We start from the raw sequence: 25,154 nt of genomic DNA on the forward strand, positions 1-25,154 counted from the left end.
GGCACAGACATTACAGCGACACCGAATTCCGTCTCGACATCAGCGAATATCCAAACGCCGACGGGAAACAATGTCGTCGCTGTCGGTCAGAATTTGAATTGTGTTATTAGCGCGAACTCGTCGTGCCAGTATGCGATCTTTGAGATCGCCTATACGAGAACGTGATGGGAATGTTCGCGCGTTGGGACGGCGGACCTGTGACGGTTTCCTACATTGGAACGCAGACCATCTTCACCGGAAGTTCCGGGTCGGTTTCCTTCACGGTTCCAGCGCTAGGTGGCAACCAGTGGGTTGTTGTCACCTGCCAGTTTCTAGGGTCTTCGCGAACTCTGTCGTCAATTGGCGGCGCTGCTGCGACGAAGCTTGTCGAGAGTGCAAATACCGGTGGCTTGGCAGACACGCGATCTCAAATCTGGATCGCAAAACCGGCTGCCGGAACGACAATCGTAACAATCCCCACATCTACCGGCACGGAGGCCTATTCTCTCTATGTCGTGAGCAACCTGATTAATGGTGGAGCAGCAAGCTCTACCGCTGTGACGACGGGTTCTGGGACAAGCCTGTCGTCGCTGTCTGCCCCCGCCGGCTCTGCCGTGATCAGCATCGCCATGCTGTTCTGTGCCGATACTCCAGCGACGGCCTGCACCTGGAGCGGCGGCGTCACCCAGGATGCATTTGGCGGGGCAACAGCTGGGATCAGTGATCTGCGATGGTCGCCGGCGCATGCGTTGCCATCGGTGGCGACGACTTACGGGCTTTCCTTCTCATTCAACGGCGGCGGCTTCACGACCGGTAGCGCCGTTGCCTTGCGGTAAGCACTTCCTCACATAGGACAACAGACCATGGCCTTTTTTGACTGGAACGGATCGCAGGCGCGGTCCGACATCAACAGCGCTTACAAAAAAGCAAACGCGGCGCTCGATCAGGGCTATCAGACGTCTCAGGGCTATTATGATCAGGCGGCATCGAATTATCAGCCATGGGTGACGTCGGGCCAGCAAGGCCAGCAGATGTATGCCGATCTGCTTGGTCTCAATGGCACGGATGCAAGATCCAATGCACAGGGTGTCATTACCTCTGATCCGCTGTGGACCGGGCAGCTTGCATCGGATCAAAATGCGGCTCTGAAAGCGCTCAATGCGCGCGGCCTTGGAGCATCTGGAACGGCTGCCTTAGCCGGCCAGCGCGTTCTTTACCAGAATTATAACAACATCCTGTCCGATTACGCCAACCTCGGCAACCAAGGCCTGTCCGCAGCAGGAAGTCAGTCAAACGTTTATACGGGTCAAGGTGACAATGCCTATGGCTATGGCGCGACGAAGGCCAATAACGCGATAGGGCAAGGGAGTGCGATCAGTCAGACGCGGAACACTGGTCTCAACAATGTGCTCGGCATCCTTGGCACGGGCGCGAAGGCTGCAACCGCGTTTGGAGCACTCTAATGGCCAATTATTACGCTCCAATATCTCAGTTTCGCACCGGACCCGGTGTCAACTTCGAGCCGGTCAATCAGGCGCTCGACGTGATCATTCAACAGCAGAATCAGAACCGACAGTTCGGCTTTCAGCAGAAGGCCTCAGACCGGGCTGACCAGCAGTTGGCATTCGAGCAGCAGCAGGCGAAGCAGGCAACACAACGACAGCGCGTCGCTGATTTTGGCAAGCAGGCCACGGCTGTCGATCAATTGACAGATCCAACGCAGCGGGCCGCCGCATGGCAATCGATCATTCGATCTCACGGCACGCAAGGTCTTTCTCCGGAAGAACTCGACCCGGTTACAGGCCCGAAACTGATGGCGGCTCAGGCTGGTATGTATCTCGATCCCAGAGACAGTCAGGCTAAGGATCTGGAACTTCAGAAAACCAGAGCCGAGATCGGAAAGCTCAATGCGCAGGCGGCTAACGGCGGCAGTGAGTACGGGAAGGCAGGAACGATTGTTCAGGATTCGAACAGGCGGTTTTATTCTGTCCAGTTCGGCGCGAATGGGCAACCCAAGGTCAAACCTCTCGAGTTCGGCGGAGCGCCTGGAACGCAGCCGGGTCAGCCTGGAGCACCACCCGTCGCTCTGACACCGTCGCGCGGCGTCGCTGTCCAAGGCGATCTGATGTACGACAAGGCCACGGGCGGATCTGTTCGCAATGTCGGCACCAACGTCGCCGCAGGCAAGTCGGCTCTAGTCCAGGGCGAGGCGCAGGGCAAGGCTGCTGCGAACCTGCCATTGGCAGAAAATGCAGCATCGCGTGTACTCGGCGCGATTGGCGGGCTTCTGGCTAACCGCCGAGGATTGGACCGCGTCACGGGTACGGTTTATGGGCGGCTTCCAGAGGTAACGAACACATCCAACGAAGCGAAAAATGCCCAAGCATCAATCGACTTCATCAACAGCAACACATTCCTTCAGGCCTATAATGATCTCAGGGGCGCTGGTGCGATCACGGAGAAAGAAGGCGAAGCGGCCCAGGCCGCCTACAACAAACTTCGGTCTCAACAGCTCGGGACAGACGATTATATCAAGGCCGTTCAAGACTATCGTGATCAAGTGATCAGTCTCCTAAACATCGCGCGAGCCCGCGCCCAGGGCGGCAACGTCGTCGGCGTCAGCCAAGGGCAACCAGCCCCACAAGCTCCGGCCAACGGCGGATGGTCTATTAAGAGGCTCGACTGATGGCGACTTACGAGATCACCGGGCCTGACGGATCGCGCTATCAGATCAGCGCACCTGATACTGCGTCGCATGACGAGATCATGGCCTACGTGCAGCAGAATGCGGCGCAGGACCCAAAAGCGGCCGCGGCAGCACCTGATGTCCCTAAGCTTGACGATCTTGCCCAACGGGCGGATGCGCGCGTTGCCAAGGAAGCGGCCGGTGGCCTCGTTCCGCAACCGAGCGTGGCAAGCTATCTGCCGTTCGGTTCCTGGCTCGATGAGGCCTCGGCCGGCATCGATGCAGGCCTGAATGCCGTCACGGGCGGCCGCGTTGGCCAGCCATACGCCGAGGCGAAAGCCTACCAGGATGCACGCCAACGCTATATCGACAAAAACGCCAGTGGCGTCTCCAAAGGTGCGGCCGTCGCAGGCGGTATCGTTGCCAGTGCGCCGTTTGGTGCCCTCAGATTGATGCGTGGAACATCTCTTGTTCCTGAGATCGTCAACGCGGCTGGGACAGGCGCGGTTTACGGCGGAATTTATGGTTCCGGTGAAGGTGAGGGAGAAGACCGGCTCAAGAACGCAGCCATCGGCGCCGGCGTCGGCGCGATAACCGGTGGCGTCGCGGCTCCGATTGCCAGGGGCGTCGGAAATGCAGCAAACTACATCGCAAACCGTGGCGCGCCGCTTCCCGCTCCGCTGCAACCATTCGAGCGTGGCGCCGTCAATCGCGTGGCCGATGATATTGCATCCTCGAACCTGACGCCTGGGGCCTACGCCCGTCAGGCGCGCGAACTCGGCCCGCAAGGCATGCTGCTCGACATGGGCGAGGACCTCAGAGGATCGGCTGAGACGCTCGCAAACACCTACGGGCCGCAGTTGCCCGTCGTTCGGGGCGAACTCAATGCTCGCCGCGCCGATGCGCCGGCACGCATCATATCGGGCGTTGATACCGCGCTCGGACCGCGGACCAATCTCGGCCAAGTCGTCGACCAGAACCTCAGGACCTCCAGAGCGGCCGCGGCACCCTATTATGACGCGTTCCACAATACTTCTATCCCTGTCACGCCCGATATTCGAACGGTGCTCGACAACATTCCTCCGTCCGCATTCAACCGGGCCCAGACCTTGGCGCGCGCCGACGGCTACCGGCAGCAGTTCCGCTTACGCCCGGTCAACGATCCCATGCAGGCCATGACCGGCGTGCAGCGGTTCCATCCCGAACAGGTTCCGACCGGGTTAGAATATGACTATCTGAAACGCGCGGTCGACGATCTGGCGCGCAATGCCGACCGGGGCAGCAATGAAGCCCGCATCTATGGCAACCTTGCCCGTCAGTTGCGGACAACGATTGACGAGCATTTGAGCCCGAATGACCCGACGCAAAGCCCGTGGGCGCTGGCCCGGTCGATTTCCGGCGAAGGCCTGGAAGGGCGAGAGGCTGCGCAGCTCGGTTCCGGTGTTTTTTCAGGAAAGAGAGACCCGAACATTGTCGAGGACGAACTTGCGAACCTGTCGCAAGCTGGCAGGGACATGTATCGCTACGGCGCCAGAAATGATCTCCGGCAGATCATGGGGCGTGCGGCGACGAACTTCGGCACTAATGGCGACGCTCAGGCGCGTCGGGCGCTCAACAGCCAGTTTGCCCGCACGAATCTCGATCAGATTGCCGGGACAGGGCCAGCCAATAATCTCAACAGGCTGATCGACGCCGAAAACCGCATGGCTGAGAGCTTTAATCAGATCATGACGAACTCGGCGACGGCGCGGCGCCAAGCTGGCCAGACGCGCCTTCCGATGGGAGCTGGAGCACCAATCCGGACTGAGGCACCAAGGACGCTCAACGAGGCCGCATTCGCCATCGCGCGCCGGGGTGTCAACGCTCTGATGAACGGGGCGCTAGGCGAGAGGGCAGGGCGGATCATGGCCGATCAGGCGCGGTTGCTCACCGCTCGGGGCGTTGATCGCGATACCTATGTCCAGGCTTTGATGCAGCTTGCGAACCATCGCGCCACGACGGCCGCACAACGCGATACGATTGTTCGGATTCTGAATGCAGTTGCGGGTGGCGCTCGCCAGCCCTTGATTGAAAGCGCAATCGCCGCCCAACCCAATTGAAGAACTTGTGATAGTCGGCGCGGTCCCGTTCATCGCCGACGATATATCCGAGCACGAACGGAAACAGTCCCATCAACACGAATATGAGCCAAGAGCCCGACGTGATCGCGTCTCGGGCCCAGCCTGCATAGAAGTAGCAAAACGTCAGCGTACCGACGACAACGATCAGAGCGGCTATGCCGCCCGGACTAAAGAACGGCTCACGCATCTAGGAAGTTCCCCCATATGGCAGACTCCGTCGCAGTATTTCCTGCAGGCTTTCGCATCACTGACGATTCTACCGGTGAACCGGTTTCCGGCGCTATTCTCTATTTCTACGATGCCGGTACGACGGCGCCGAAGACTGTTTATAGCGATGAGGATCTGATTGTCGAGATCGGGACGGAAATCGTCTGCGATACGCTCGGCTACCCGACGTCCGATGGAGTGAGCACGAAGACTCTGATCTACGTCGGGACAGCACCTTACAAGATCGTCTGCAAAGATGCCGATGATGTGACGCTGTGGGAGCACGATAACGTCAAAGGCGCGATCGTTTCGGCATCGTCTCTCGATATCTCAGTGACGGCAACGTTTCCCGTCGTAACCAAGTCTCTCGATTATTCTGCGGTCGAGGCCGATCAGAACACCACGTTCGCTATCAACTGTAGTGGTGGCGATGTTACGCTGACGCTTCCCTCTGCGGTCACTGTCGGCACGGGATGGAAGATCAAGGTTCAGCATGCCGGGTCAGCCAATCAGGCACTGATCGCCGTGGCGACAGGATCTGGTCAGTTGATTTCCGAGGGCTCAAAATCCTTCGGCGGCGCCTATGCATTGGCGCTCAACGGCGAAGACTGCGAGATCACGTCAGATGGTGGAAATTGGCGGGTTTCCTCGCATACCACTCCCTTTGTTAAGGTCGGGCAGGGTATTATTCCGATAACGGATAGAGTATCGGCAGCTCCATCATCACCTGTCCAGGGGGCGATCTATCTCTCAACATCATCTGCGACTTGGGATGGCGTTTCAGTCTCTAATGGTGATGTTGTCCAATGGTCAGGAGCGGCGTGGGTTCCTTCAACGCCATATGCCGATTGCGGCTGGATCGCATATGTAGCCGATGAGAACCTCTATTATCATTTCGTCGATTCAGCGTGGGTTGCGGGCGCTCTTGTTCCTCCAGCAGATCAAGCGGCAATGGAGGCACTTACTGCAAATCGCCTCGTCACGGCTGACGTTCAGAAGTTCCATCCCGGTCATCCTAAGGCATGGGTAAGCGGGGGCGGAAATCCAGGGAGCATTTCCGTATCGCACAACGTCGCGAGTATTACTCGAAATGGCGTTGGAGATTATAGCTTTACGTTCACAACGCCAATGTCATCAGCAAATTATTGCGTGTTGGCGTGTCTCGGATCCCAAAATCTCATGACTTATGTCGCTGGACTTTCGACAGGCGGCTTTTCGATCATAACAAAAATACCAGGCGGAGTCGCCTCCGACGCGGTTATTCACGTCGCTGTTTTTGGAGATCAATAATGAGAGATCAGGAAAAGTGGGGTTATTTCGCGGTTTTAAATGATAACGGCCACATTGTTGCATGCCACGCACACATGGACCATGCACCGGCTGGATCAAAACCTATTTCTGATGCGGAACGCTCCGAGATCGAAGCAGCTACGACACAGAGAACGACGTCATTACCGGCAATTGTCCAGACATTATCAGAGCCGCCAGATTTAAAGCCCTTGCTCGACAGGATCGATGCTCTGTCGAAAGAGGTCCTGGCGCAGGCTCAGGCCCTTGATGAGGCCAACAGCAAGATTTCCGGGCAGGCCAGTGACATCGCGAAAGTCCGAGAGAATACGGCTAAAGCCATTGCGCAGATGACGGAAGGTATTGGGGAGCAGAAGGCATGAATTTTGCTCGGTTCAAAGCACTGACGGGGGTAGGGGGATGAGCGTGAACGACGAGACGGTCCGCCTAAACAAGTCATTCGAGGGATACCACAAGAAGCTCGATAACGGAGATTGCACTGCCTACCAGACCTATCTCGGCGGCGGTAAATATGACATTCCGACCATCGGTTACGGCACGACCAAAGGCGTCAAGATGGGCATGGTCATGACCGAAGCCGAGGCCACGTCGCGTATGATGGACGACCTGAAGGAAGCCGAGGGATACGTTCAGCAATACGTCACGGTGCCGATCAATGAAAATGAAAAGGGCGCTCTCACGCTGTTCTGCAACAACTGCGGCCCTGCCAACCTCAAGAAGCTCATCGTTCCTTTGAACAAAGGGGACAGAATGGGAACGGCAAACAAGTTCCCTCTGTATGTCAAGGCTCAGGGCCGGACATTGGCAGGACTCGTATCGCGGCGCGCGCGTGAGCAGGCGCTGTTTCTCAAGCCGGTCGAAGCGACGGAAGAACCGGCCATGCCGCAGACGGTCTCCAAAGCGCCCGAGCCTCCGTCTCGGAAATCCGTCGCCGCAGCGGTTATCGCGGCCGGGGCCGGTGTGCAGCAACTGATCCCCGCCGATCCGCTGGGAACCGCTGAAGGCTTCTTGTCGACCGGAACCCGAATTCGCGGCGTCGCGCAGCAGTCTCACGACCTTGGAGGCTGGGCGGTTGGTTTGCCCGGCTGGCCGTACATCCTCGGAGCCTGTGCCCTTGGAGGCGGGCTCTACTGGGCTGTTTGTCATTGGCTCCCATCGAAGCAGGAAACATCATGATCGGACTGATCACATTCGCTGGCACGCTCTGGGGCCGCGTTGCGGTCGCTGGCGGAATCTTCGCTGCGCTCGTTACAGCGTGGCTCGCGTTCGCAGCCCATTACAAAGCCATTGGGGAGTCTCGCGTCCTGGCAAAGATCGAACAGAGGACGAATGAGAATGTCGATAAAGCCCAACGCGCCCGCGCATCGGTTGAAAACCTTCCTGCTGACCAGCTTCGCGATCGCTACCGCCGCGATTGAAGGCGGCTGCTCAAGCATCCCGGTGGATTCTGGCTGCAAGTCGTTCAAGCCGCTCTCGTGGTCAAAGCAGGATACCGTCCAGACGCAGCGGGGCATCGTCGCTCACAATCGCGTCTGGGACACCCTTTGCAAGTGAGGATCTGAATCATGGTTGGAGTTCCGCGCAATCCCAACGGCTATGATCCATATGCCGGATGGGATCTCACAACGCGCCCTGCGATGTTTCCGTTCCTTGCCGAATATACCAACAAGGATACGGGAGAAAAAGCAGGCGGCCTCGCCGTTCCTTCCATGGTCACAGAGCCGTTGAATGCGCTCCTCAGGCTCATCGGTACTCCGAACCATCCAGGGACATTTGCAGCCGGCCCAGATGCAGGAATCGAATGGGACAATCCTGTTCGGAGCCAATATCCCGCACAGGAAGACATGCGGACGCTCCTGGAAACGTTTACAGGAGGGAATGCAACAAGAGGAATGGGGGCAGTCGAGAGAGGGGCGGTGGAAGCCGCTGCGCCGCGTGCGGCAACGTCCATTCTTCCAGACATCGCGCCAGCTATATCGAGGGCCGAGCCGAAACAGCTTCCATTGTTTGGGGACAATATGTTTCCGGCCGATGATACGCCAGGCGGGATTACGCTTTGGCACGGGTCGCCGCATGACTTCGATAAGTTCTCCTTGAACAAGATCGGCAGCGGAGAAGGCAACCAAGCGTTCGGCCACGGTCTATATTTTGCCGAAGACCCTGAAATATCGAAATGGTATGCGCGCAATCTTGCGAGCGACAGCCCGGTTGATCGCGTGATGCTGGACGGCCAAAATCTCTACAACAGCGGCTCTCCGAACAAGGACCTGGCATGGTATTTCAATGACAATGCGTCGCCAGCGCAGGCGCTTAAAAATGCACAATCGGCGGCGGATAGAGCCCGTTCGGATGGGCAATCGCTTACGGCTGCCGCCAATGAGAAAGCCAACCGGAGCAGCAAGGGCTTCATCCTGAGCAACGCACAAAGCAAGCTCCAGGAAGCAGATCGGCACGCTGCCGCGGCGGATCAAATTCAATCTCTTTTGGGCAGCGGTCGCCTCGATACGAAACCGACCGATTACCTATATCAGGTCAAGGTCAACGCCGAGCCCCATCAGTTTTTAGATTGGGAAACGCTCTCGCCGGAAACCCGTCAGCAACTCAAGTCGCCGGAAGGTGCGCAGTCCTATCGAGATCAAGGCTATGCTGGCATCCGCTACAAGGATGCAAATTCACGCGGTATAGAGGGCGGCAATTACAACTATGTGGTCATCGACGATAATCTCGTAAACGTCGTCCACAAGTGGAACGGCAACAATCAGCTCTTCTCCGACAATCTCCCCTCCCTCCCTGGAGCTGTTATAGCAGGGGCGGAGAAGGGACAGCCAAGCATTTTCAACAGGCTGCGCAGCCTATTCCAAAAAAACGCGCCCGACTCCGATGTGACCCGCGCGCAAGAACTTTATCATCAGTACCCAGGAGAAATGTCGGCGCTCCCACCGGACATCCCGAACTGGGTTTTTGTTCCCAAGAACGAATATAACTGGAACAATTACCCAAACCGTTTTTTCGGTGACGACAATGCAATCAAGAAATCTGCGGTCAACATCGGCGATGACCAAGCGCCTATCGGTCCCAATGACCAAAGCTATCTGAATGCGCTCCTGCGCCAACGAAAGGTTGATGACGGATCGCTGTATTCCGATCAGCTACCCTCCATTTGGGGCGCGGCCCTCGCTGGATCTCAGCAGCCCAAGTCTCCCTCCCTTTTCAACTTCTAGTGCTGCGCCTTAAACCCCGGATGAAAGACGCCATGCAAAATGACTTCGACAGAGCCGCCCGACTGGCAGTGGAAACTTCAGATCGAGCGCAGATTGATATGGCTAGAATTCGCTCTCAAAGATCTTCGTGGGAAGAAGACTACGGACGAACGCGCCGATTATCGCTCTTGGTCCCCCAGGGACATACTGATCGCTTCAGCGGGGATAGCCACGGTGATCGGAACCCTGTGCGAAAAGACCGGCCTGACCGGAGTTGGCTCCGCCGTGCTCAAAGCCGTTGCAAAAGCCTATGGCGAGAAATGATGATTTCGCTCTGCCCAGGGACACGGGTGTTCGTGATCTGCGCCGGCATATCGGCGTTCATTCTGATGCGATGAGGTGTTTGCAAGTGCCTCCTTACTTGTGAAAGTTCTTCACGAGAAAGCGCACGGCCTTTTCAAGCTCAGCGCCGTCGTAAACTGTCGGACTACCATCGATAACGCGTAGACGGCGACGGGCTTCCGCTTCATCAATCAGACCTTGCCGACGATCAGAAGCAATCTTCTGCACCGCAATTGTTTTCTCGCGCTCCCGGTCTAGGCTTGCGAACCAGCGCTCGCATTCCGCCTTTGCTTGATCGTATGTCATCCCTCGCACGACAAGCTCCTATCTAGTGACGGCCCGAAGGCCCAAGTGCGCGCATCATGCGCTCTGAAATTCCATGTTCCTTTGCTTCGCGGATAACCGCCGCGTCGCTCTTGTAGTTCTTCGACTTCCAACGCTTGAGCCATGCGTCTTTGACTTCATCGCTCGGCCACTCGCGCTGCTTCCGGCCCACCTTGCGCTTCCCCGGAAGGCGTTTGCCGCCTTGCCTCAGAAGCCGCATTACGTCCTCCGACAAGTCACGCAACTGCTTTACGTTAGTCGATTTGCGGCCCGTCATCACTTCAACAAATGACGCTTGCCGCCCGTGTATCTCTGCAATGAACGCGGACCATTGGGCCGGTTGCCCCATGCCGGTTTTCTTCCGGCTTGCTGGCACCATGTTACCGGCTAGGGCGTACACTGTATCACCTGGACGCACTGCTGATATCGCTTCCCGCCATGTCGCGGGAGACTTGCCCACATGAACGATCCAGGACGCCCCGGCCTTACGCAAATCTCTTTCTTGGGACTCAACTGTCGCTCGCGGATGCGTGAAGACGAGACCCAAATGTGACTTATCCACCTTCATTACGAAATTCGTACAGGAATGCTTGTATTTCGTCAAACGATTTGTTAGTTTATGCACTCCCGGTTGGGCCTACAGTAACGGTGCTGGAACAAGAGGTAGGTTGATACACCCAGCACGACGCGGGATAATTTTTGGAAGGAATACGCCACGATGAGCGAGACTGAGATATTCAAGAAGCTTTCTGGCGGTGCGATTGATACGCTGCGGGCACTCGCTCGTGGGCCAAAGTTTGACGGCGATGTTCCGTCCAAGGCGGGCAGAAACGAACTTGTTGAACTTGGTCTGGCCCGGCGTGATCGGCAGTTCCCCGATGGCCCGTACAAGGGTTGCCAGATGAACGAGCTGACCGAAGACGGGAAACGAGTAGCACTTCGCAATCCTCAGCCACAAAGCTACGCGAGGCACTGATGGCGACGCTAAAGGAGAAGGCCGCTCGGATGCGGCTGGCGATCAACGATATGGAATTGGCTCTCTGCGGAGCGACGTCGCTGATCGACCTTCCCGAGAAATGGGGTGAGCCGCGCCATCGCCCTGAACTCGGCGTCAAACCTCAAATGACGGCCGGCGAAATCTATCAGATTGTTGACGCCTGGCGCGAGCTGAACGCCATCATGAATGACCCCGAATTTCACCCTTCGAACTTTGTCTAGGAAACCCCGGCCATGCCGCTCAATGAACCCGTAGGAAAGCTATGTCGGTGCTGCGGAGAGGGCGAGTATGAATGGCGAGAGAACCCGCAATTACGGATCACCAATGCGGGTGATGAGATAATAGAATGCAACGTCTGCGGCGAACCGCCGATGACATTTGAGGAAGCCGATGAAACTGACGGACAAGCAAGTGAACATCATGCGGTTAGTCCGCAGAAGCACGCCGATAGATGGCTGGTACAAAGTCAGCGAACCCGTGTGGCCTGTCGTCGAGGCCGCACACATGCCATCCGATCTCGTCGAAGCCCGGCAGACAGATGGGGAACACTTCGTTCGCCTAACTGAGAAGGGCGAAACGGTTATGGAATATCTTGTCTAGGAAGCCCCAGCATGACCGATATTGCCGACAAGGTTCAGGAGATGCGCGACAACACGGTCTATGTCGTGCGCAAAATGATGTACGACGATGATGCGTGCAGCCGTATCGTCCCGAGCGATCTGAGGTTGCTCATAGGCGAGATCGACAGGTTGCGCGCGAAGCTTGCCGAGTACGATGAATTGAAGCAATGCATAAAAACGTAAGAAAGGCCGCTTTCCCGTTTGGCAGTACCGGAACGACATAGAGGAATAAGGGTGAAGGATAAGCTGCGATGACCGATGCTTGGTTGCCAATCAGTGAGTTGCCAGAACCTGGCAAGCGTCCAGGTCGCGTGTTCGTTGTCGTCGAGGGCTTGAAAGAGCATAGCGGCAATCTTTGGAAGAGACAGCATGCGGGCATCGCATCAACGCACAATGAAGGATTTGGCGAGCGGGATATGGCCTATATCGAGGAAGCCGGTGACATGGATCAGGGAACCGGCGTCGTGACGCACTGGCTTCCCATTACTTTTCCGCCATTCCCGCAAACTTTATAAATGAAGTATTCAGTTTGGCAGTACCGGAACGTTCTCAAGTCTTTTCAATGCTGATGATCGGGTGACCTCAGTACCCCCATTTAATTGGGTTGTCGTTCCGCCGAAATCGTAGCTTCGTCCAGTCTGCTGCCTTTCTTGCGGTCCGATGCCGACCAAAAAACTCCGGAACAAAATGACCTAAAGGTTCCGAGACAAGGATCTCTTCGCCATAAATGGCCGCCTCCCAGTCGCAAGACGCATCTGGGATCATCATTTCACAGCGACGATACTCCTCCATTTGGAAAGCCCCATCCCGCGGATTTCGAAGAGGGGAGACAAGTGCGATCTTTCCATCTGCCAGAAGTGCCCGCACCGCTTCGTGAACGGCCTGCGGTTTACGATCAATGCTCTTTGTTATGTCGCTCATTGAGAGCGTCTCACCCAATTCGGCAGCGTGATAGAATCTATCCATAACCAACTCGTGGGTAGGAATCTCATTCCTCGCCTGCGCTTTGGCCAAATCCATTTCGAAGGCTCTTAGGCGTTCGACGGCATGGGGGTTATAGGCACTTCCAAACTTGGCGAGCTCGCGCTTGGTGCGCCGGATAGGTGTTTTCGCTGCGTCCTTAATGGCATCAGCAAGATCGAGAACGTCCTGAGAGGTGAGTGCGAACCATTCACCCTTAACGCGACGTGCCGCGAACCTCTCATGCAGAGAGGCTTCAATCTGATGGACATCGAAATCCGGAACAATGGCAACATACAGCGGCCAGCATGTTACGGGGCATTCCGTGCGATAGGTCGGAAAACGGATCTTAAAATCCACAGAAAGCCCGATCTTGAAGAGGCCCAATCCGTCGGCTTCGATCACGTAGATGTGGGCCGTTTTAACAAGGCGTCCCTTGTCCGTCGCTTCGACCTGCACGTCAGACATGAGGTCGAGAAGGATCGGGTCCGGTCTTGCCTCGTCAACTCGCCTTTCGTCAACAGTTGACAGACTGAGCAATCTATCCCCCTCTTGTTCCCTTAATATCCTTGTATTGTACGCTGATTTCCCCTGTTTTCACACCAAAAAACTACCTTGAGGTGGTAGCGCTGGAAACGGCGTGGAGGTTCGAGTCCTCTCAACCGCACCATTTTTATTTGCGCGATGCCGCCCGCCAACCCATCGCGCGGGTTCTGGTTCGAGGAAAGTCCTCGAACCTACACCATATTTATTTGCGCGAAGCGGGCACGCCAGCCCTGTGCGGCGATTTCGGTTCGAGGATGATCTCTCTGAAGCCGCGCCAATGAAGTTCAACTATTTCCGCTTCTGAGCCGCCTTGAGCTTAAGGCGCTGGCCGGGGCGACGTTCGCCCCCTTGGCTCATTTGTATCTCTCTATGTCGCATTTCTCGATTGCCTACCATTGAGACGAGCATGCGCTGTTGCTGCCCTCTACGCCGGAGCAACGGCCCCGGCGCTTCGTCATTCTTGTGGAGAAAAGACGGCAGGCGTCGCAGTGCCTACCAACGGCAAATGCGACGACCATTCCGCCACCAGCAGTGACGGGGACCGCGCCATCCGCCCACCCAACGGCAGTGTCTGCGTCCGTTCCGCCACCAGCACCGATAACGCACATTCTCAACGATGCTCGATTTTGAGGGCTTGATAATCTGAACGCTAGAAACGAGCGCGGCAGCGTTTGCCCGTGGCGCTGCAATGCCGATGAGTCCGGTCATCGCAATGCACAACGAAATTGCCAAAAGCCATTTCCTTTGCATTAGCCATCTCCCTTTTTTGTCGATTTGTTCAATTTTGACTTCGTTGAGTAGTATGTATGCTGAAATTCTTCGTGGCGATTTAATTCGCGCTTTTGGTTTTCGATCAAATCGATTTCGCTGAGGGACGCAGATTTAGATCCCCGGGGGCCATTGCCATGAATGCAGTACGATGCAGCTTGCTCGGCATGACGATCTGTCTGTCAGCGTGTGCTGTTCTGGCTACGGGGTGTGGGGAACAGGCACAGGTTGAAGATCAGCAGCCGCGCCCCGTTCGAACGGTCACCGTTGAAAAGAGTGAACTGGGTGAACTTGTTACGTTGACCGGCCAGGTTCAGGCGGAAAACGAGGCTGCTCTTTCCTTTCGGATCGGCGGCAGGATTATCGAGAGGTTGGCCGGCGTGGGCGACCATGTCGTGCCCGATCAAGTGCTTGCAAAGCTTGATCCTCAGGACGAACTCAACGCGCTTAGATCGGCGAGGGCGGCTCTTTCCGCGGCCGAGGGCCAACTCGTTGAGGCGCGGAACAATTATGATCGTCAGACCCAGCTTTTAACCCGCGGGCATACCACGCGGGTGCTATTCGATCAGGCGCAGCAGAATTTACGCACCGCACAGTCGCGAGAGGACGACGCCCAGGCGCAATTGGAAATCGCGGAGGATCGCGTCAGCTTCACTCAACTTAAGGCGAATGTCACGGGGACCATCACCTCGCGGTCTGCCGAAGCGGGTGAGGTCGTACAGCCTGGCCAAGCGGTCTTTCGAGTTGCGCGCATCGAGGGTCGGGACGCGGTTTTCGATGTTCCAGCGCAAGTCATCCACTCTGCGCCGCCCAATCCCGAAATTACGGTGGCGTTGACGGACAACCCGTCTGTGAAAGTGAAAGGATGGGTGCGGCAGGTCGATCCGCAGGCCGATCCGGTGACGCGCACATTTCGGGTCAGAGTCAGTCTCGTTGATCCTCCGGCCACGATGCGGCTCGGTGCAACCGTCACCGGGAGCATGCGCCAGAAGGCTTCTCCTGGCATGACGATACCGGCGAGTGCGCTGACCCGCAGCAATGGCCAGCCTGCGGTCTGGATCGTCGATCCGGCGAAATTCACTGTATCGCTGCGGAATATCGAGGTTCAGCGCTTCGATCCGGCAACAGTGGTCGTATCGAATGGACTAAGTGCGGGTGACATCGTGGTGACGGCGGGTGTTCAGGCGTTGCACCCCGACCAAAAGGTCAGGCTGCTCGGAGCATCTTCGTGAGTGGACTCAATCTGTCCGAATGGGCGCTGAAGCATCGCTCCTTCACCGTATTCATCATGATTGCGGTGACGTTCGCGGGCCTTTCGTCCTATCTCCGGTTGGGGCGGGCCGAGGACCCGCCTTTTACCTTCAGGACGATGATCGTACAGGCGTCATGGCCCGGCGCCACGATGGAGGACACGCTACAACAGATTACCGAACGTCTCGAACGCAAGCTTCAAGAGACGCGCGACCTCGATTTTCTTCGTAGCTACACAAAGCCCGGCGTAACAACGATTTTCGTTACGCTGAAGGGCTCGACGAAGCCCGCGGACGTTCCTGACATCTGGTATCAGGTAAGAAAGAACATTGGCGATATACGCCATACGTTGCCGGCGGGGGTCGTCGGTCCTGGATTCAATGATGATTTCGGCGACACATTCGGACTGATCTACGGCTTCACGGCCGATGGCTTCAGCCATCGCGAGTTGCGCGATTACGTTGAAGATATCCGCTCGCGCTTGCTGCAGGTTCCGGATGTCTCGAAGATCGAAGTTCTCGGCGCGCAGGACGAGCAGATCTATGTCGAGTTCTCAACGCAGCAACTCGCAGGGCTCGGGATCGACAGGGCGGCTCTGATCGCGGCTCTGCAGGCGCAAAATTCGGTCAGTCCGGCGGGCGTTCTTCAGACCGGAAACGAGAAGCTCATTTTGCGGGTGTCAGGGTCTTTCCGGTCGGAAAAAGACATTCTGGACGTCAATTTCTACGCCAATGGGCGGCTGATCCGGTTGCGCGACATTGCGGAAGTGCGGCGCGCCTATTCCGATCCGCCGCAGCCGATGTTTCGCGTCAACGGCAAGCCTGCGATCGGACTTGCGATAGCCATGCGCGATGGCGGCGATATTCTGAACCTCGGAACAAACGTGAAAAAAGCGGTCGCAGAGAGCATGGCCGATCTGCCGATCGGGATCGATGCGACGCTTGTTTCCGATCAGCCGATGGTGGTGAAAACGGCCATCAACGAATTCACGGAATCGCTGTGGCAGGCCATCGCCATCATCATGGCGGTCAGCATCATCAGCCTCGGCTTTCGACCCGGCGCGGTCGTCGCGCTGTCGATACCCCTGACCATGGCGATCGTCTTTCCGATCATGGAATGGCTGAGCATTGATCTGCAACGAATTTCGCTGGGCGCTCTGATCATTGCTTTGGGTCTTCTCGTCGACGATGCGATGACGACGGTCGACGTCATGACTTCTCGTCTGGCTGCCGGGGACAGCAAAGAGCAGTCAGCAACGTTTGCCTACAAGTCGCTGGCATTTCCAATGCTGACAGGCTCGTTCGTTACGGCTGCGGGGTTCGTACCGATCGGCTTCGCTCAAAGCGCGGCGGGGGAATATACGTTTTCGATCTTCGCGGTCGTGACGATCGCGCTCATCGTATCATGGTTCGTCGCGGTTCTGTTTGCACCATTGCTTGGCGTTTGGCTTTTGAAAAAGCCAGATCCGAATGCGTCTAAAAAGCAAAGCATGGTTCTTCGCATTTTCCACGACGTCCTCATCGGCGCTATGCGCAGACGCTGGCTGACGATCGGGGCGACGCTGGTATGCTTTGTCCTTTCGCTGCTGGCGCTTCCGCTGGTACCCCGTCAGTTCTTTCCGGCATCGGACCGGCCGGAACTTGTCGTCGATCTGGCACTCCCGCAAAACGCGTCGATCTTCGCGAGCGAGCAGGCTGCGACGAAACTGGAGGCGATCCTCAAAGGTAATCCGGACGTTGCGAGCTGGAGCCTCTATATCGGGCGCGGAGCCGTCCGCTTCTATCTGCCGCTCGACGTGCAATTGGCCAACGACTTCTTTTCGCAGGCCGTCGTCATCGCCAAAGATGTGCCGGCTAGAGAGCGTCTCCAGGCTACGCTTGAAAAGAAGCTCGCGGAACAATTGCCGAGTGTGGTAGCTCGCGTCTCGCCGCTGGAACTGGGGCCGCCCGTCGGCTGGCCGGTTCAATATCGCGTGACCGGCCCCGACGTCGAAAAGGTTCGCACGGCCGCTTTGCAACTCGGCGAGATCATGGGAGACGACCCGAATGTGCGGCACATTAATTTCGATTGGATGGAGCCTGCGAGAAAGGTGCGCATCCAGATCGATCAGGATCAAGCCCGGCTTCTGGGTCTCAGCTCGCAGACCTTGGCTGAAGTCCTGAATACGGTCACGACCGGCACGCCGATCACCCAGCTGCGAGACGACATATATCTCGTCAACGTCGTCACTCGCGCCATCGATGAGCAACGGGTGTCGCTATCAACATTGCGCGCATTGCAGTTGCCGGTCGCCAACGGGAGAACTGTACCGCTTGGACAGGTCGCTACTTTTGATTTCGAGCAAGAATATCCCTTGATCTGGCGGCGACAGCGTCTGCCGACGCTCACAGTTCAGGCGGATGTGGCGTCAGGCGTGACACCGGAAGCGGCCGTTGCGGCTTTGGCTCCGGCCGTCAAAAAGCTTAGTGAGGCCCTTCCGAGGGGATATCGGATCGATGTGGGTGGCACCGTAGAGGAGAGCGCGAACTCGCAAGCCTCAGTCTTTGCCAAGGTGCCGTTGATGCTGTTCCTGATGTTGTTGTTCCTGATGGCGCAGCTACATAGTTTCAGTCGCCTGATCCTGGTTTTGTGCATCGTCCCGATGGGGCTGATCGGCATCGTCGCCGCGCTTCTGATGTCGGGGCGGCCGCTCGGCTTCGTCGCGATCCTCGGGATCTTGGCGTTGATGGGCATGATCGCTCGCAATGCCGTCATCCTGATCGAGCAAATCGAAGCGGAACGTGAGGGCGGATGCGACACCTGGGACGCGGTCGTGCAGGGGACGGTCTCGCGCTTCCGCCCCATTATGTTGACGGCGATTTCCACGGTTCTCGGTTTCATACCGATTGCGCCGACCGTTTTCTGGGGCCCAATGGCTTTTGCGATCATGGGCGGTTTGTTCGTGGCGACGATGCTCACATTGATCGTTTTGCCGGCGCTCTACGTTGCGTGGTTCGGCATCAAAGAGCCCGAGCGTGAGGCCGCGGTCTAGAAAGATCCGAACGCCGTGCCGAGAACAATCACGGCCACCAATGCTATGAGCGCGCCGACAATCGCTACCATCACGATATCCAGATAGCTTTCCTTATGCGTCGATCCGCAAACGGCGAGCAACGTGACGACAGCGCCGTTGTGGGGCAGGCTGTCGAGTGTGCCGGCGCCGATGACGGCGACACGATGCAAGAGATCCGGGTTGATGCCCTGCTCATGGGCGATCTTGAGATATGTCGTCCCTAAGGCATCGAGCGCGATGGTGAGGCCGCCCGATGCTGATCCGGTTAGCGACGCCAGGACGTTGGTCGCTACAGCAAGCGAGACGAGGGGGCCGCCTTCGATTCCGAGCACCCAGTCGCGCACCACCGCGAAAGCAGGCAGCGCTGCAACGACGGCACCAAAGCCGACCAAACTGGCGACGCTGAGAACGGGCAGCGCTGAGGCGTTCGCACCGGCGTCCATGGTTTCGCGCAGCTTCGGCAAACGCTTGAGATTCAGGGCGATGAGAACTGCGATGGCGACAGTGAGCGCCGTCACGACGGCCCAAATGCCGCCTACGGCGGACAGAGAGGTCGATCCCCACGCGGGTTCGGCGAGATAGGAGGTGTCGAGGCGCGGCAGCACAAGCATCGACATCAGAAGATTGACGCCGACGACGATGGCCAACGGTAAGACCGCGATGGTAATCGGCGGCGCGTCGGCGCTTTGCGCGCCGTGCTCGACCTCGACGGGATCGAAGGTGCCCGAGGTCGTGGCGCGTTCGCGGATCTTTTCGTCTTTTGCCGCGACCATAGCAGCGGCCGCGGTACCATCATAACCTTCGCCGTTCTTGCGCGCGCGGGCTTCGACCAAAGCCAGCCACCACAGGCCGAAGCCGAGCGTGATGGCTGAGGCGAGGATTCCAAGTCCCGGCGCTGCGAACGGCGTTGTGCCGAAGAACGGCATGGGGATGGCGTTCTGGATGGCAGGCGTTCCGGGCAACATCGACATGGTGAACGTAGACGTTCCGAGCGCGATGGCGGCGGGCATCAGCCGCTTCGGAATAGCGGCGGCGCGGAAGAGAGCGTGCGCCATCGGCGCGAGCACGAAGAAAGCGACGAACAGGCTGACGCCGCCGTAGGTGACAAGCGCGCCAGCCAGAACGACGGCGAGGACGGCCCGCTTAGCTCCCAATCGTTCCGTCATGAAGTCGGCAATTGCGGATACTGAGCCGCTATCTTCCATCAATTTTCCGAACAAGGCACCGAGAAGGAAAATTGGAAAAAACTGCATCACGAACTGTGCTGCGCTGCGCATAAAGGTCTGAGTCCAATGCGCCAACAGCGGTTCTCCGGAAAGGCCGGCAGCAATGATTGCGGCAGCGGGGGCAAGCAGCAGGATGCTCCAGCCGCGATAGGCGAGGTAGATCAGAAGCCCTAGCGCGATCAGAATGCCAAGCAACCCCATCTTTCAGATTCCTTCGAGCAGGACGTCGAGGTTGAGCGTCGAGCGACGACCGAGATCGTGCACGTGGGCTTCAAGGAAGGCTTGCGCCGCTTTGCGTCCTTCATCGCGAAGATATTCGAAGAAAGCCCATTCGGCGTTGAGTTTGGAAGAGGCACCCAGCTCCGCCATGATGTCGTTGCGGACAACGTGCAATCGCATGCGCGCCCATCGCTGGCCCTCACCGTCGCCGGGATCGGCAACCTTGCGGAGGAGCGCCATCATCTTCAACTCCTTGAGTGCCGCCGAATTGAATGAAATTTCGTTCAAGCGGTTGAGGATGTCGCTGGCCGTGCGAGGCACTCCAGGACGTTCGATCGGGTTGATCGGGACAAGGATCGTGTCCTCGGATTCACACTCTTGCACCAACGTCGAGAGTGTCGGGTTGCCTGAGTAGCCGCCGTCCCAATACGCTTCACCATCTATTTCAATCGCTTGAAACAACGTTGGCAGACAGGCAGAAGCGAGCAGGACGTCGGGGGTCACAGCGGCGTTTTTGAAAACCCTGCCGCGTCCTGTGCGCACGTTGGTTGCGGTGACGAAAAGATGAATCGGGGCCTCTGCCAGCACATCAAAATCGATGACCTCGGCAAGGATGTCGCGAAGCGGATTGGCGCCGTGCGGATTGACGTCGTAAGGTGAAACAAGCCGGGACATCAGATCCATGGCGATGTACATGGGCGAGGAATCGAGCGTCCAGCGGCCGAGGAGAACGTCAAGCGGTCCTCGTTGAAATGGGCTGAAGCGTGCTGCCTCGGCCACGCGCCGCCAAAACTGTGCAAGTGCTTCACGAGCGCCGAGCGCGCCGCCTTTATGATGACCATAGACGAGAATGGCGGCGTTCATTGCGCCGGCCGATGTGCCCGACACGCCATCGATCCGGAGCCAGGGCTCTTCCAGCAAGCGATCGAGAACGCCCCACGTGAATGCGCCGTGGGATCCGCCGCCCTGAAGCGCAAGATCTACGAGCACCGGATCACGTTCGAAAACATTGCTGGTCGGCATTGCACCCCCACCATGGTCGTTCGTGATGAACCGGTTTTAATTCGTCCCACAATTCTCGTGCCGAAGCCGAAGCGTTCGGCAATTAACGTGAATGAGTTGCTAGCTTTCGGTGAAGCTTGTGCGGAAGGCAGCCTCCCGGTCAACGATCATGTCACCGACAGGAATGGATGGAGAGAAATTCTTGAAAGTGATATCGCCGCACAAGTAGGAGGCCGACTATGGCTGCCTCACAGAACTCTTATTCAGCCAACGGATGGTGGGTGCTTCTTGAGGCCGATTGCTTCTCGTCGCATTCGCGGATCGAACGCCACAATTTAATTGATTATTTCGCCAAATTTTGCGTCGCCGAAAGCTTGGTGTCGCTGGGAAAAGATGCAGAATTCGTGAAGGAAAGTCTCGTCCTCGATCGACGCGTTCAAATCGCTATCGAAAAAATCGCCTGTCCATTTTGTGCATTCGACATGAACTCTTGCTATAGTCCGCAAACGGGTCTGGGACACTTTGGGGGCAAAAACGCCTATAACCAAGGAGTTCAATGTGATGAAAGTTATTTTGGCAGCGGCTTTTTCCGCGTTCGTCCTCGCTCTCGCCCCTCTTCCTGCATTCTCCGAAGATCAGCAGCCTTCAAACGATCCTACGCGACACAGAATGGGTGATGAAGGAAAACTTCCGGCGACCAACTCCGGAACGACCCGCGTTCCCGAAATGGGCGCAGGAACCGGAGCGAGCAGCGGAACGTCGGGCTCTCACACGATGGGCGATGAAGGCAAACTGCCTGCGACGGGGAATATGAGCACACGAGTGCCCGAGCAGGGTGCCGGTACTCAAAATCAGAAATAGAAATGTGTAATCCGCGCGGGCGGACCAATCGGCCCCAATGTGCCCGGCTAGCTGCGAAGAAAGATCTCGCGGTTTAACTCGGATAAGTCGATGGCCTTTTTGAACCGCGCAATGAGGACTACCTGAGCGGGATCACCGCTCAGGCCTGCTGTTCGCGCCGCCAGCGAAGCGGCGTGTTGCCAGCGATTTTCTTGAAGATCGTCGTGAAATGCGCTTGCGTCTGGAAGCCGACGCTGAGGGCGATTTCGACGAGCGATTCCGATGTTGTGCACAACAGGTGCTGGGCACGTTCGATGCGCTTGTGCAGCACGTAGTCGTGCGGCCGCATGCCGGTTGCGACGCGGAACTGGCTAGCAAAGTACATCCGGCTCATCCCCGCCGCTGAGGCGAGGTCGGCCAGCGTGATCTGCTCCGAGATGTGCGAGTCGACGTACTCAACCACCCGCTTCATGCGCCACTTCGGGAGTGCCGACGGCGCCCTGCGAGCTCGCTGGTCCTGCTCTAATTTGGCGTTAGGCGAGATCGGAAGTTCGAAGAGGCGCGCGACGATCGCCAGGCGCTTTTCATTTTCGGCGTGACGGTCGAGCTTCTCGGGATTGACGCCGGCTTCCACCAATGCCTTGGCCAAGCGATCCAAAATGGCCGGATCGACGTGCTGATGCTGTGCTGTGTTGCCGTGGAAGTCTGAGGTCAATTGGAGCGACATCGCGTAAGACCTTCCCTTTTTCTGACCGCTTCGGTGGCCGGTGTGATTTGGATCAATGCAGATCCGTGTCTGGCCTAGCGTCATGGGAAGGTACGGAAGCGGGCCGTGGCGCTCCATTCTACGAGCGTTTGGGATCCTACATCGTCAGATTAGTCGGCTCATACTTTCGTATGGATATTACGGTTGGGAGTTTAGTGCGAACCGCGCTCGCTGCATGCTGGAGCTTGCTCGCGCCTTTGTTGGGCAAAGGCTTTTAGCGTCGAGGCGGGGTTGTGCGTTTTAGGAATCTATTGTGCGGAGAGAGAATATTCTTTGTCGCGACCATGGCAATGTCGTTTGCATTGGGGGTCGCCCTGGGCTCCCATCCTCGTTAACCGCTTAAAATAAAGGGTTTGTCAGAAGCATCTCTGCCCCGTTGTCCCCCACGGGGCTGTCCCCACCCCCCGGAAGATGTTCTGACGCCCAAGCGCGCCGGCCTAAACGCAGCCGGCGCGCTTTTCGTTTCGAGGGCGCAGTCCGAAAGGCCGATCCGTTACAAACCAGCGTATAATTTAAAACCGAGCGCAAAAGCGGCACGTTGAGTCGGCAAATGCGGTTCAATCCGCGTTAATCTTTCGAAAGGACTGCCGAAGTGTCCCAAAATCCCCTGATCAGCATCATCGATGACGATGAGGCGGTTCGCGTGGCAACCGAGAGCCTTGTGCGGTCTCTCGGCTTCGGGGCAACTACGTTCGCTTCAGCGGAAGAATTCTTGAATTCTGCCCGGTTGCAGGAAATTTCGTGCGTCATCACTGATGTCAACATGCCGGGCATGACCGGCGTGGAGTTGCAGTCGTATCTTCAGGCGCAGGGCCATAATGTGCCGATGATCTTTATTACAGCGTTTCCGGAAGAGCGGACGCGGCAGCGCGTAAATGCTGCCGGCGCGATCGGCTTTTTAAGCAAGCCATTTGACGGCGGCGCTATGATTCAATGCATCGATAAGGCTCTCGGGCGGGACTGCGAACCCACGCGTCACTGACTGTACGTCACTCATGATGCTTCATACTCAATCGGCAGCGGATAGAGATATCCGCTGCCGATTGCATTTCGATCTCTTAGCCCTGGCTTGTGGTCGGAACGGCGACGAAGCGATCGCCCTGTGCCGTCTTCAACTGCATGAGAACGGCGCGCTTGTTCGCGTTCCTAGCCGCACGCAGGGCTTCCTTGACATCGGCTGGCCCGGAGACCGACTTGCCGCCAACGGACAGGATGACGTCGCCCTGCTGGATGCCTTTCTCGGCGGCCTTACCTTCCGGATCGACATTCATCACGACCGCACCATGCGTACCGGCGCCGTCCACCTGATCGGCCGGAGCCAGCGTCATGCCGAGTTTGAAGTCGCTCTCGGAGCCTTGGTCGTTCTGGGCGGTCTTGCCATCCGGATATTTGCCGACGTGAAGGTCGACGCTGTGCTTTTCGCCGTTACGGATGTAGGCGATCTTGATCTCCGAGCCTGGCGATACCGCAGCGATGGTCCGAGCGAGATCGCGGCCGTCTTTGATCTCGTGATCGTTGACGGAAACAATCACGTCTTGCGACTTCAATCCGGCGCGAGCCGCGGGGCCGCCATCCTGCGGTTCATCGACGAGAGCGCCTTTGGCTTCCTTCAGGCCCAGACTGTCGGCGATGTCGGCCGTGACAGGCTGAATGGAGACGCCGATCCAACCGCGGGTAACGTGACCGCTCGAGCGAAGTTGCTCGGCAACGTATTTCACCGTTTCGGCGGGAATGTCGAATGCGATGCCGACCGAACCGCCGGACGGCGAAAAGATCGCCGTGTTCACGCCGACGACTTCGCCGTTCTGATTGAACGTCGGGCCGCCTGAGTTGCCCTTGTTGATCGGGGCGTCGATCTGAATGAAATCGTCGTAAGGGCCGGAGCCGATGTCACGTCCGTTTGCCGAGACGATACCCGCCGTGACCGTGCCGCCGAGGCCGAACGGGTTGCCCATCGCGACGACCCAGTCGCCGATTCGCGGAGATTGGGTTGCGAGGCGGACGTAGGGGAAGTCTCCGGAGCTATCGACCTTCAGAAGCGCAAGGTCGGTCTTAGGATCCGTGCCGGCGACCTTGGCTTTGTAGCGCTTGCCGTCGGTGGTCATGATCTCGACGCTCTTGGCGTGATCGACAACGTGGTTGTTGGTGATCAGGTAGCCGTCTGCCGAGATAAAGAAGCCTGAACCCTGTGCCTGCATCAGGTGCGGTTTTCCGCTATCCTGAGACTGCGGTCCGAACTGGAACGGAAGGCCCTGGAAAGGCGTGCCTTCAAAGGGATTCTGACCTTGTCCAGACTGGCCGGAGTCGGCGACCTGATCGACTTCTTCAGCTTTCACGAACACGGAAACAACGGCTGGTTTCACGCGTTCGACCAGATTCGCAAAGCTCGGAACGGCCTGCTGCGGCGCATTTGATGTGCTGACATCGGCGACCGGCGTCAGTAAGGAACTCGGGGCGGGTTTCTCTGCCGCGAAAACAGCGCCGGCGCCGAGAACGGCAATCATTGCGGCGCAGGCTGCCAATTTCGCCTTGTGGCGCGCAATCACGCGGCCGACACCTGAATGTTGCGGCGCGTTCATGTTGGTCTCATCCATTCGTAGTCTTCCTGATTTTACGAGGTGCAGTGCGGGGGATCGGCACTGGCCCCGGGCTGGGGTTGACGCGAATGTGCCAAAGCCAAGCTTTCCGGAATCCGTCCAATGGCTTAAAAATCAGAAAGTAAAAGCCCTATTCCATTCGGC

26 protein-coding genes are annotated in these 25,154 nt (G+C 57.6%); 19 read left to right on the forward strand and 7 right to left on the reverse strand.

Annotated features, from left to right (window positions below; all coding sequences use genetic code 11):
* The first annotated feature begins 164 nt into the window (after positions 1-164).
* From HYPMC_RS05700 to HYPMC_RS05745, 10 genes are all read left to right on the forward strand, one after another.
* Entirely contained in the window at positions 165-815 is a 651-nt protein-coding gene (locus tag HYPMC_RS05700; protein WP_013946883.1) for a hypothetical protein, read from the forward strand.
* A 27-nt stretch (positions 816-842) separates the two neighbouring features.
* A complete protein-coding gene (locus tag HYPMC_RS05705; RefSeq protein ID WP_013946884.1) occupies positions 843-1,442 on the forward strand; it encodes a hypothetical protein in 600 nt (199 codons plus the stop codon).
* Positions 1,442-2,665 carry a hypothetical protein gene (locus HYPMC_RS05710; protein ID WP_013946885.1) on the forward strand — a complete coding sequence of 408 codons (1,224 nt, stop codon included), beginning with the start codon at positions 1,442-1,444 and terminating at the stop codon, positions 2,663-2,665. Before HYPMC_RS05705 ends, HYPMC_RS05710 begins: the two co-directional genes overlap by 1 nt.
* Positions 2,665-4,764: a hypothetical protein gene (locus HYPMC_RS05715; RefSeq protein WP_013946886.1), complete on the forward strand. Its 2,100-nt coding sequence runs from the start codon at positions 2,665-2,667 to the stop codon at positions 4,762-4,764. The genes HYPMC_RS05710 and HYPMC_RS05715 overlap by 1 nt, the downstream gene beginning before the upstream one ends.
* Before the next feature lie 225 nt (positions 4,765-4,989).
* Positions 4,990-6,282: a DUF2793 domain-containing protein gene (locus HYPMC_RS05720; RefSeq protein WP_013946887.1), complete on the forward strand. Its 1,293-nt coding sequence runs from the start codon at positions 4,990-4,992 to the stop codon at positions 6,280-6,282.
* Positions 6,282-6,662, forward strand: coding sequence for a hypothetical protein (locus HYPMC_RS05725; RefSeq protein WP_013946888.1), 381 nt, complete (start codon positions 6,282-6,284; stop codon positions 6,660-6,662). The genes HYPMC_RS05720 and HYPMC_RS05725 overlap by 1 nt, the downstream gene beginning before the upstream one ends.
* 37 nt (positions 6,663-6,699) lie before the next feature.
* Positions 6,700-7,476 (forward strand): lysozyme, encoded by a 777-nt coding sequence (locus tag HYPMC_RS23120; RefSeq protein ID WP_013946889.1) that lies wholly within the window; start codon positions 6,700-6,702, stop codon positions 7,474-7,476.
* Positions 7,473-7,718 (forward strand): hypothetical protein, encoded by a 246-nt coding sequence (locus tag HYPMC_RS05735; RefSeq protein ID WP_013946890.1) that lies wholly within the window; start codon positions 7,473-7,475, stop codon positions 7,716-7,718. The genes HYPMC_RS23120 and HYPMC_RS05735 overlap by 4 nt, the downstream gene beginning before the upstream one ends.
* Before the next feature lie 219 nt (positions 7,719-7,937).
* Positions 7,938-9,521, forward strand: a complete 1,584-nt coding sequence (locus tag HYPMC_RS05740; protein WP_157135403.1) for a hypothetical protein — start codon at positions 7,938-7,940, stop codon at positions 9,519-9,521.
* Positions 9,522-9,560: 39 nt separating this feature from the next.
* Entirely contained in the window at positions 9,561-9,824 is a 264-nt protein-coding gene (locus tag HYPMC_RS05745; protein ID WP_013946892.1) for a hypothetical protein, read from the forward strand.
* Between the two features lie 93 nt (positions 9,825-9,917).
* On the opposite strand, the gene HYPMC_RS05750 is transcribed toward HYPMC_RS05745, so the two are convergent.
* Together HYPMC_RS05750 and HYPMC_RS24465 are read right to left on the reverse strand one after the other, a co-directional pair.
* Positions 9,918-10,148 carry a hypothetical protein gene (locus tag HYPMC_RS05750; protein ID WP_041299785.1) on the reverse strand — a complete coding sequence of 77 codons (231 nt, stop codon included), beginning with the start codon at positions 10,146-10,148 and terminating at the stop codon, positions 9,918-9,920.
* A gap of 22 nt (positions 10,149-10,170) precedes the next feature.
* Positions 10,171-10,386 carry a hypothetical protein gene (locus tag HYPMC_RS24465; RefSeq protein ID WP_013946894.1) on the reverse strand — a complete coding sequence of 72 codons (216 nt, stop codon included), beginning with the start codon at positions 10,384-10,386 and terminating at the stop codon, positions 10,171-10,173.
* Between the two features lie 498 nt (positions 10,387-10,884).
* On the opposite strand from HYPMC_RS24465, the gene HYPMC_RS05760 reads away from it, so the two are divergent.
* The 5 genes from HYPMC_RS05760 (at position 10,885) to HYPMC_RS05780 (ending at position 12,298) form a co-directional block, all read left to right on the forward strand.
* A complete protein-coding gene (locus HYPMC_RS05760; protein WP_041299789.1) occupies positions 10,885-11,142 on the forward strand; it encodes a hypothetical protein in 258 nt (85 codons plus the stop codon).
* On the forward strand, positions 11,142-11,384 hold the full coding sequence (locus tag HYPMC_RS05765; RefSeq protein WP_013946896.1) for a hypothetical protein: 243 nt from the start codon (positions 11,142-11,144) through the stop codon (positions 11,382-11,384). Before HYPMC_RS05760 ends, HYPMC_RS05765 begins: the two co-directional genes overlap by 1 nt.
* Before the next feature lie 169 nt (positions 11,385-11,553).
* Positions 11,554-11,763, forward strand: coding sequence for a hypothetical protein (locus HYPMC_RS05770; protein WP_013946897.1), 210 nt, complete (start codon positions 11,554-11,556; stop codon positions 11,761-11,763).
* A gap of 11 nt (positions 11,764-11,774) precedes the next feature.
* Positions 11,775-11,966: a hypothetical protein gene (locus HYPMC_RS05775; RefSeq protein ID WP_041299792.1), complete on the forward strand. Its 192-nt coding sequence runs from the start codon at positions 11,775-11,777 to the stop codon at positions 11,964-11,966.
* Positions 11,967-12,034: 68 nt separating this feature from the next.
* Positions 12,035-12,298, forward strand: a complete 264-nt coding sequence (locus tag HYPMC_RS05780; protein WP_013946899.1) for a hypothetical protein — start codon at positions 12,035-12,037, stop codon at positions 12,296-12,298.
* Positions 12,299-12,365: 67 nt separating this feature from the next.
* Here HYPMC_RS05780 and HYPMC_RS05785 read toward each other — a convergent pair whose 3' ends face one another.
* On the reverse strand, positions 12,366-13,283 hold the full coding sequence (locus tag HYPMC_RS05785; RefSeq protein WP_013946900.1) for a GIY-YIG nuclease family protein: 918 nt from the start codon (positions 13,281-13,283) through the stop codon (positions 12,366-12,368).
* A gap of 911 nt (positions 13,284-14,194) precedes the next feature.
* Between HYPMC_RS05785 and HYPMC_RS05790 the strand changes: the two genes are divergently transcribed.
* Both HYPMC_RS05790 and HYPMC_RS05795 read left to right on the forward strand, forming a co-directional pair.
* Positions 14,195-15,289 carry an efflux RND transporter periplasmic adaptor subunit gene (locus HYPMC_RS05790; protein WP_013946903.1) on the forward strand — a complete coding sequence of 365 codons (1,095 nt, stop codon included), beginning with the start codon at positions 14,195-14,197 and terminating at the stop codon, positions 15,287-15,289.
* Positions 15,286-18,339, forward strand: a complete 3,054-nt coding sequence (locus HYPMC_RS05795; protein WP_013946904.1) for an efflux RND transporter permease subunit — start codon at positions 15,286-15,288, stop codon at positions 18,337-18,339. The genes HYPMC_RS05790 and HYPMC_RS05795 overlap by 4 nt, the downstream gene beginning before the upstream one ends.
* Here HYPMC_RS05795 and HYPMC_RS05800 read toward each other — a convergent pair.
* Positions 18,336-19,787, reverse strand: a complete 1,452-nt coding sequence (locus HYPMC_RS05800) for a GntP family permease (protein ID WP_013946905.1) — start codon at positions 19,785-19,787, stop codon at positions 18,336-18,338. The genes HYPMC_RS05795 and HYPMC_RS05800 overlap by 4 nt on opposite strands.
* 3 nt (positions 19,788-19,790) lie before the next feature.
* Positions 19,791-20,828 carry a patatin-like phospholipase family protein gene (locus tag HYPMC_RS05805; protein ID WP_013946906.1) on the reverse strand — a complete coding sequence of 346 codons (1,038 nt, stop codon included), beginning with the start codon at positions 20,826-20,828 and terminating at the stop codon, positions 19,791-19,793.
* A gap of 218 nt (positions 20,829-21,046) precedes the next feature.
* Between HYPMC_RS05805 and HYPMC_RS24135 the strand changes: the two genes are divergently transcribed.
* Positions 21,047-21,484 (forward strand): hypothetical protein, encoded by a 438-nt coding sequence (locus tag HYPMC_RS24135; RefSeq protein WP_013946907.1) that lies wholly within the window; start codon positions 21,047-21,049, stop codon positions 21,482-21,484.
* A gap of 323 nt (positions 21,485-21,807) precedes the next feature.
* On the opposite strand, the gene HYPMC_RS24545 is transcribed toward HYPMC_RS24135, so the two are convergent.
* Positions 21,808-22,374 (reverse strand): helix-turn-helix domain-containing protein, encoded by a 567-nt coding sequence (locus HYPMC_RS24545; protein ID WP_013946909.1) that lies wholly within the window; start codon positions 22,372-22,374, stop codon positions 21,808-21,810.
* Positions 22,375-23,005: 631 nt separating this feature from the next.
* Between HYPMC_RS24545 and HYPMC_RS05820 the strand changes: the two genes are divergently transcribed.
* Entirely contained in the window at positions 23,006-23,395 is a 390-nt protein-coding gene (locus tag HYPMC_RS05820; RefSeq protein ID WP_013946911.1) for a response regulator transcription factor, read from the forward strand.
* Between the two features lie 76 nt (positions 23,396-23,471).
* Here HYPMC_RS05820 and HYPMC_RS05825 read toward each other — a convergent pair whose 3' ends face one another.
* Positions 23,472-25,007 carry a Do family serine endopeptidase gene (locus HYPMC_RS05825; RefSeq protein WP_013946912.1) on the reverse strand — a complete coding sequence of 512 codons (1,536 nt, stop codon included), beginning with the start codon at positions 25,005-25,007 and terminating at the stop codon, positions 23,472-23,474.
* Positions 25,008-25,154: the final 147 nt, after the last annotated feature.

The sequence above is a fragment of the Hyphomicrobium sp. MC1 genome (genome assembly GCF_000253295.1).
Lineage (GTDB): Bacteria > Pseudomonadota > Alphaproteobacteria > Rhizobiales > Hyphomicrobiaceae > Hyphomicrobium_B.

What these genes read in the sequence shown, in the direction of transcription:
- HYPMC_RS05700 (WP_013946883.1), top strand. Translation starts at nt 165, where the DNA reads ATGGGAATGTTCGCGCGTTGGGACGGCGGACCTGTGACGGTTTCCTAC.
- HYPMC_RS05705 (WP_013946884.1), top strand. Translation starts at nt 843, where the DNA reads ATGGCCTTTTTTGACTGGAACGGATCGCAGGCGCGGTCCGACATCAAC.
- HYPMC_RS05710 (WP_013946885.1), top strand. Translation starts at nt 1,442, where the DNA reads ATGGCCAATTATTACGCTCCAATATCTCAGTTTCGCACCGGACCCGGT.
- HYPMC_RS05715 (WP_013946886.1), top strand. Translation starts at nt 2,665, where the DNA reads ATGGCGACTTACGAGATCACCGGGCCTGACGGATCGCGCTATCAGATC.
- HYPMC_RS05720 (WP_013946887.1), top strand. Translation starts at nt 4,990, where the DNA reads ATGGCAGACTCCGTCGCAGTATTTCCTGCAGGCTTTCGCATCACTGAC.
- HYPMC_RS05725 (WP_013946888.1), top strand. Translation starts at nt 6,282, where the DNA reads ATGAGAGATCAGGAAAAGTGGGGTTATTTCGCGGTTTTAAATGATAAC.
- HYPMC_RS23120 (WP_013946889.1), top strand. Translation starts at nt 6,700, where the DNA reads ATGAGCGTGAACGACGAGACGGTCCGCCTAAACAAGTCATTCGAGGGA.
- HYPMC_RS05735 (WP_013946890.1), top strand. Translation starts at nt 7,473, where the DNA reads ATGATCGGACTGATCACATTCGCTGGCACGCTCTGGGGCCGCGTTGCG.
- HYPMC_RS05740 (WP_157135403.1), top strand. Translation starts at nt 7,938, where the DNA reads ATGTTTCCGTTCCTTGCCGAATATACCAACAAGGATACGGGAGAAAAA.
- HYPMC_RS05745 (WP_013946892.1), top strand. Translation starts at nt 9,561, where the DNA reads ATGACTTCGACAGAGCCGCCCGACTGGCAGTGGAAACTTCAGATCGAG.
- HYPMC_RS05750 (WP_041299785.1), bottom strand. Translation starts at nt 10,148, where the DNA reads ATGACATACGATCAAGCAAAGGCGGAATGCGAGCGCTGGTTCGCAAGC.
- HYPMC_RS24465 (WP_013946894.1), bottom strand. Translation starts at nt 10,386, where the DNA reads ATGCGGCTTCTGAGGCAAGGCGGCAAACGCCTTCCGGGGAAGCGCAAG.
- HYPMC_RS05760 (WP_041299789.1), top strand. Translation starts at nt 10,885, where the DNA reads ATGAGCGAGACTGAGATATTCAAGAAGCTTTCTGGCGGTGCGATTGAT.
- HYPMC_RS05765 (WP_013946896.1), top strand. Translation starts at nt 11,142, where the DNA reads ATGGCGACGCTAAAGGAGAAGGCCGCTCGGATGCGGCTGGCGATCAAC.
- HYPMC_RS05770 (WP_013946897.1), top strand. Translation starts at nt 11,554, where the DNA reads ATGAAACTGACGGACAAGCAAGTGAACATCATGCGGTTAGTCCGCAGA.
- HYPMC_RS05775 (WP_041299792.1), top strand. Translation starts at nt 11,775, where the DNA reads ATGACCGATATTGCCGACAAGGTTCAGGAGATGCGCGACAACACGGTC.
- HYPMC_RS05780 (WP_013946899.1), top strand. Translation starts at nt 12,035, where the DNA reads ATGACCGATGCTTGGTTGCCAATCAGTGAGTTGCCAGAACCTGGCAAG.
- HYPMC_RS05790 (WP_013946903.1), top strand. Translation starts at nt 14,195, where the DNA reads ATGAATGCAGTACGATGCAGCTTGCTCGGCATGACGATCTGTCTGTCA.
- HYPMC_RS05800 (WP_013946905.1), bottom strand. Translation starts at nt 19,787, where the DNA reads ATGGGGTTGCTTGGCATTCTGATCGCGCTAGGGCTTCTGATCTACCTC.
- HYPMC_RS05805 (WP_013946906.1), bottom strand. Translation starts at nt 20,828, where the DNA reads ATGCCGACCAGCAATGTTTTCGAACGTGATCCGGTGCTCGTAGATCTT.
- HYPMC_RS24135 (WP_013946907.1), top strand. Translation starts at nt 21,047, where the DNA reads ATGGCTGCCTCACAGAACTCTTATTCAGCCAACGGATGGTGGGTGCTT.
- HYPMC_RS24545 (WP_013946909.1), bottom strand. Translation starts at nt 22,374, where the DNA reads ATGTCGCTCCAATTGACCTCAGACTTCCACGGCAACACAGCACAGCAT.
- HYPMC_RS05825 (WP_013946912.1), bottom strand. Translation starts at nt 25,007, where the DNA reads ATGGATGAGACCAACATGAACGCGCCGCAACATTCAGGTGTCGGCCGC.